Below are 4,123 nucleotides of genomic sequence, written 5' to 3'. Positions count from 1 at the left end.
GGTGCTGATACCCAGAGTCGAACTGGGGACCTCACCCTTACCAAGGGTGCGCTCTACCAACTGAGCCATATCAGCACATCTGGAGCGGGCAGCGGGAATCGAACCCGCATCATCAGCTTGGAAGGCTGAGGTAATAGCCATTATACGATGCCCGCATCCTGGAACTCGGCTACCTGTTCTTTCTGTAGCTTTTGAATAATAAAAGAAGACCTTTTACTATTCGAGCCAGTCAGAGTTTCCGACTGACCCTGACCACACAGATGTGCAATCTGAATCCGGAGGTGAGAGAGTTGAACTCACCCATCAGGTAAACTCTTACCTGATGCCCAACCAGGAGGCTGAGATGGTGGTGGGAGAAGGATTCGAACCTTCGAAGTCTGTGACGGCAGATTTACAGTCTGCTCCCTTTGGCCGCTCGGGAATCCCACCTACTTGATGGTGCCGGCTACCGGAATCGAACTGGTGACCTACTGATTACAAGTCAGTTGCTCTACCAACTGAGCTAAGCCGGCATCAAGTGACGCGCATTCTAGGAAGACCGGCTCCGAGATGCAACAAGAAAATCATCATTTTTATTCTTTTGCTTACTATTTGTGCAAAATCTCTCAACAGCAGCCATTACTGCCGCTTCTTTACTCACACCTGGTACAAATGTTCACCGCCGCGTTCAGCAGCTATACTCTGTTTTCTCTTGAGCTAAGCCGCCCGGGGTTAAACTATTTACTGGGTTTTTTTAGGAGCTGATAGAGAAACTGCTTTTTTCATTCTATCAGACAAAAAATTGTGGTGTATTCTGCGAAAGCGCTAGCAGGATCATCATTTTGCTTCTGTTTAAAGTGACACTGGTGTTAACCTCCTGCCCACTGTTCCCGTTAATTTATCTTCTATGACGCGCAATCGCGTTCAGGACGCTTCATGATGAGGCAGGGATGAACCAGACTTTGCGGTCAGATATATGCTTATGAGTAGAAAAACAACGCCACTGACCACCCCTTATCTGCAGTTTGACAGGCAGCAGTGGGCTACGCTGCGTGACTCAGTGCCTATGACGCTGGATGAGCGCGAAGTTGAGCGCCTGCGCGGTATTAATGAAGATCTCTCCCTGGATGAGGTCGCTGAGATCTATCTTCCTCTGTCACGTCTGCTGAACTTCTACATTAGTTCTAATTTACGACGTCAGGCCGTACTGGAACAGTTTCTCGGTACTAACGGGCAAAAGATCCCTTATATCATCAGCATTGCCGGCAGCGTTGCCGTCGGAAAAAGCACGACGGCACGCGTGCTGCAGGCGCTGCTGAGCCGCTGGCCGGAACATCGCAAAGTAGAATTGATCACCACTGATGGTTTCCTGCATCCGAATGCCGTGCTGAAAGAGCGCGGTCTGATGAAAAAGAAAGGATTTCCGCAGTCCTACGATATGCATCGCCTGGTAGAGTTTGTTTCCGATCTCAAGTCGGGCGCCAGCCAGGTTACGGCACCGGTCTACTCGCATCTGATTTATGATGTCATCCCTGATGGCGATAAAGTGGTTGAGCAGCCTGATATCCTGATTCTGGAAGGGCTTAACGTGCTGCAGAGCGGTATGGACTACCCGCACGATCCGCATCACGTATTTGTTTCTGACTTTGTGGATTTCTCAATCTATGTGGATGCCCCGGAAACCTTACTGGAACACTGGTACATCAACCGTTTCCTGAAATTTCGTGAAGGTGCTTTCAGCGATCCTGACTCCTACTTTCATCACTATTCACAGCTGCCGAAAGAGGATGCCGTCAACATTGCACGCGGGCTGTGGCAGGAAATAAACGGTCTTAACCTGAAAGAAAATATTCTGCCAACGCGTGAGCGTGCCAGCCTGATTATGACGAAAGAGGCTAACCACGCCGTTCAGAGCGTAAGGCTGAGGAAGTAACAGCAAAAAGCCCTGCGTGCAGGGCTTGTATCATAGTGCTGTGGCTAGGCGTTATCTGGCCTGAGTGAGATCTCCCCGCCAACCCAGGATTTAATTACCCCCTCCTGTTCCAGCAGTAAGCCGCCCTGCTTATCTATCCCGCGCGCAATGCCGTAAACTTCGCGCTCACCAATCAGTAATTTAACCGGACGATTGATAAAATTATCCAGTTTTTCCCAGCGGTGAACAAAGGGAGCCAGACCGTCGCGCTCAAAGAGCGGTAACGCCGCACGCAGGCTGTTGATGATACTGGCAGCCAGCTGATTGCGATCGATAGTCACGCCCGCTTCCTGCAGGTTGATCCAGCCCTGATTGATTTCTGAAGTGCCTTCGCCCCGCATCCCCAGATTGATGCCCGCGCCCATAACAATCTGCGCCGCATCACCGGTTTTGCCGGTGAGTTCAACCAGGATACCAGCCAGTTTACGATCGTTAAGATAGAGATCGTTTGGCCACTTCACACGAACATTCTCAGCGCCAAGCGACTGAATCACTTCCGCCATGACAATCCCTATGACCAGGCTCAGCCCCATCGCAGCAGCAGGCCCTTGCTCCAGACGCCAGTACATCGACAGATAGAGGTTGGCTCCAAAAGGCGAAAACCACTTACGTCCGCGGCGTCCGCGTCCTGCCTGTTGATACTCTGCAACGCAGGCGAAACCCGACTCAAGCTGATTCATACGATCAAGCAGATACTGGTTGGTTGAGTCTATAACCGGAATAACGGCGATGCCCGGGGTCTCCAGATGAGCCTGGATAAGCGCTTCATCCAGCAGCTGCAGAGGCGCAGCCAGGCTGTAGCCTTTCCCTGTCACAGTAAAGACATCCAGACCCCAGCTTTTCAGAGTCTGTATGTGCTTATTAACTGCAGCGCGGCTCATGCCCAGCGCTTCACCCAAATGTTCACCTGAATGAAATTCACCGTCAGCCAGTAACGCGGCCAGCTTGAGAGGAACGCTCTGATCCTTCATGCAATAACCTCAACTGCATTACGCTCGCCATCTGCGCCGATAAAACGCACTTCAGGTTCCAGCCAGACATTGAACTTCTTGCCCACGTGCTGCCGCACCGTATGTGCCAGCGCGACAATTTCCTGTGGCGTAGCGCGATCCTGATTGATCAGAACCAGCGCCTGCTGGCGATGTACGGCGGCGCCACCTACGCTGAAGCCCTTAAGCTGACACTGGTCGATTAACCAGCCTGCCGCCAGTTTTACCTCGCCATCAGGCTGAGGATAGTGCGGTATCGCAGGCCACTGCGCGAGCAGCTCTGTCAGCTGCTCAGCTGAAACCAGCGGGTTTTTAAAGAAGCTGCCCGCATTGCCGGTAACGCGCGGATCGGGCAGTTTGCTTTGACGCATCTGGCATACGGCATGGTAGACATCCCAGGCGGTAGTTGTCGCCGGGTTAAGTTTTGCCAGATCGCCATAACTCAGTACCGGTTTCCACGCTTTCATCAGGCGCAGCCCGATCGCGACGATGACGTAATCATCTTTGAGCGCGTGTTTAAATATGCTATCGCGATAGCCAAAGCCGCACTCTTCACGATAGAGCCTTTTAGTGGCTGATGTAGGCAGATGGAGTACATCGACATAGTGACAGACATCTTTGAACTCTATGCCATAGGCACCGATATTCTGGATCGGAGCGGAGCCTGACATACCAGGGATGAGCGCCAGATTTTCCAGACCAGGGATCCCTTTTTTCAGGGTATATTCCACTAACTCATGCCAGTTTTCACCGGCGCCAGCGTGCACATGCCAGGCTTCTTCATGCTCTTCAGGCTGAATACCTTTAATGGCATTGATAACGACGGTGCCGTTGAAATCCTCGAGGAACAGGACATTGCTTCCTTCACCGAGGATGATAAAGGGTTGATTGCGCTGCTGGCTGGATTGCCACGCTGTGGTGATGGCTTCTGCGCTATCCGCGATAACCAGTGTTTGCGCGTCGATCTCAAGACCGAGCGTGTTACATGCTTTGAGAGAGGTACCTGGGGTGAACATTTCACGGCCTTTACTGAGTGATCTGGCCGTAGTTTACCCGATTGACTAAACAGGAGTGGGAGTTTTGATGGTTTTAGCAGGGAATTTTTGCTTTTCTGCGGACGTAAAAAAGCCCTGAACGCGTGTTCAGGGCTCTCTTACTGGATGGATGCCTGGCAGTTCCCTAC

Annotated in this window: 3 protein-coding genes and 4 tRNA genes; 1 reads left to right on the top strand and 6 read right to left on the bottom strand. The window is 51.8% G+C overall.

The genetic code is table 11. The annotated features are described in order from the left end of the window. Positions 1-2 precede the first annotated feature (2 nt). From AC2CF9_RS18115 to AC2CF9_RS18100, 4 genes are all read right to left on the bottom strand, one after another. Positions 3-75: transfer RNA gene (locus tag AC2CF9_RS18115), tRNA-Thr, on the bottom strand. A 5-nt stretch (positions 76-80) separates the two neighbouring features. Further along, a tRNA-Gly gene (locus AC2CF9_RS18110) sits at positions 81-155 on the bottom strand. A 189-nt stretch (positions 156-344) separates the two neighbouring features. Further along, positions 345-429, bottom strand: a tRNA-Tyr gene (locus AC2CF9_RS18105). A gap of 7 nt (positions 430-436) precedes the next feature. Beyond that, positions 437-512: transfer RNA gene (locus AC2CF9_RS18100), tRNA-Thr, on the bottom strand. A gap of 449 nt (positions 513-961) precedes the next feature. Between AC2CF9_RS18100 and coaA the strand changes: the two genes are divergently transcribed. Continuing rightward, a complete protein-coding gene (gene coaA / locus AC2CF9_RS18095) occupies positions 962-1,912 on the top strand; it encodes a type I pantothenate kinase (protein WP_484557597.1) in 951 nt (316 codons plus the stop codon). Between the two features lie 44 nt (positions 1,913-1,956). On the opposite strand, the gene birA is transcribed toward coaA, so the two are convergent. Together birA and murB are read right to left on the bottom strand one after the other, a co-directional pair. Further along, on the bottom strand, positions 1,957-2,922 hold the full coding sequence (gene birA, locus AC2CF9_RS18090) for a bifunctional biotin--[acetyl-CoA-carboxylase] ligase/biotin operon repressor BirA (protein WP_484557596.1): 966 nt from the start codon (positions 2,920-2,922) through the stop codon (positions 1,957-1,959). Continuing rightward, on the bottom strand, positions 2,919-3,956 hold the full coding sequence (murB, locus tag AC2CF9_RS18085) for a UDP-N-acetylmuramate dehydrogenase (RefSeq protein ID WP_484557595.1): 1,038 nt from the start codon (positions 3,954-3,956) through the stop codon (positions 2,919-2,921). Before murB ends, birA begins: the two co-directional genes overlap by 4 nt. Positions 3,957-4,123: the final 167 nt, after the last annotated feature.

This window comes from Pantoea sp. SYBGC1, from assembly GCF_057197005.1.
Note: the sequence above shows the minus strand (reverse complement) of the source record. Positions and strands in the feature narration are given on the sequence as shown.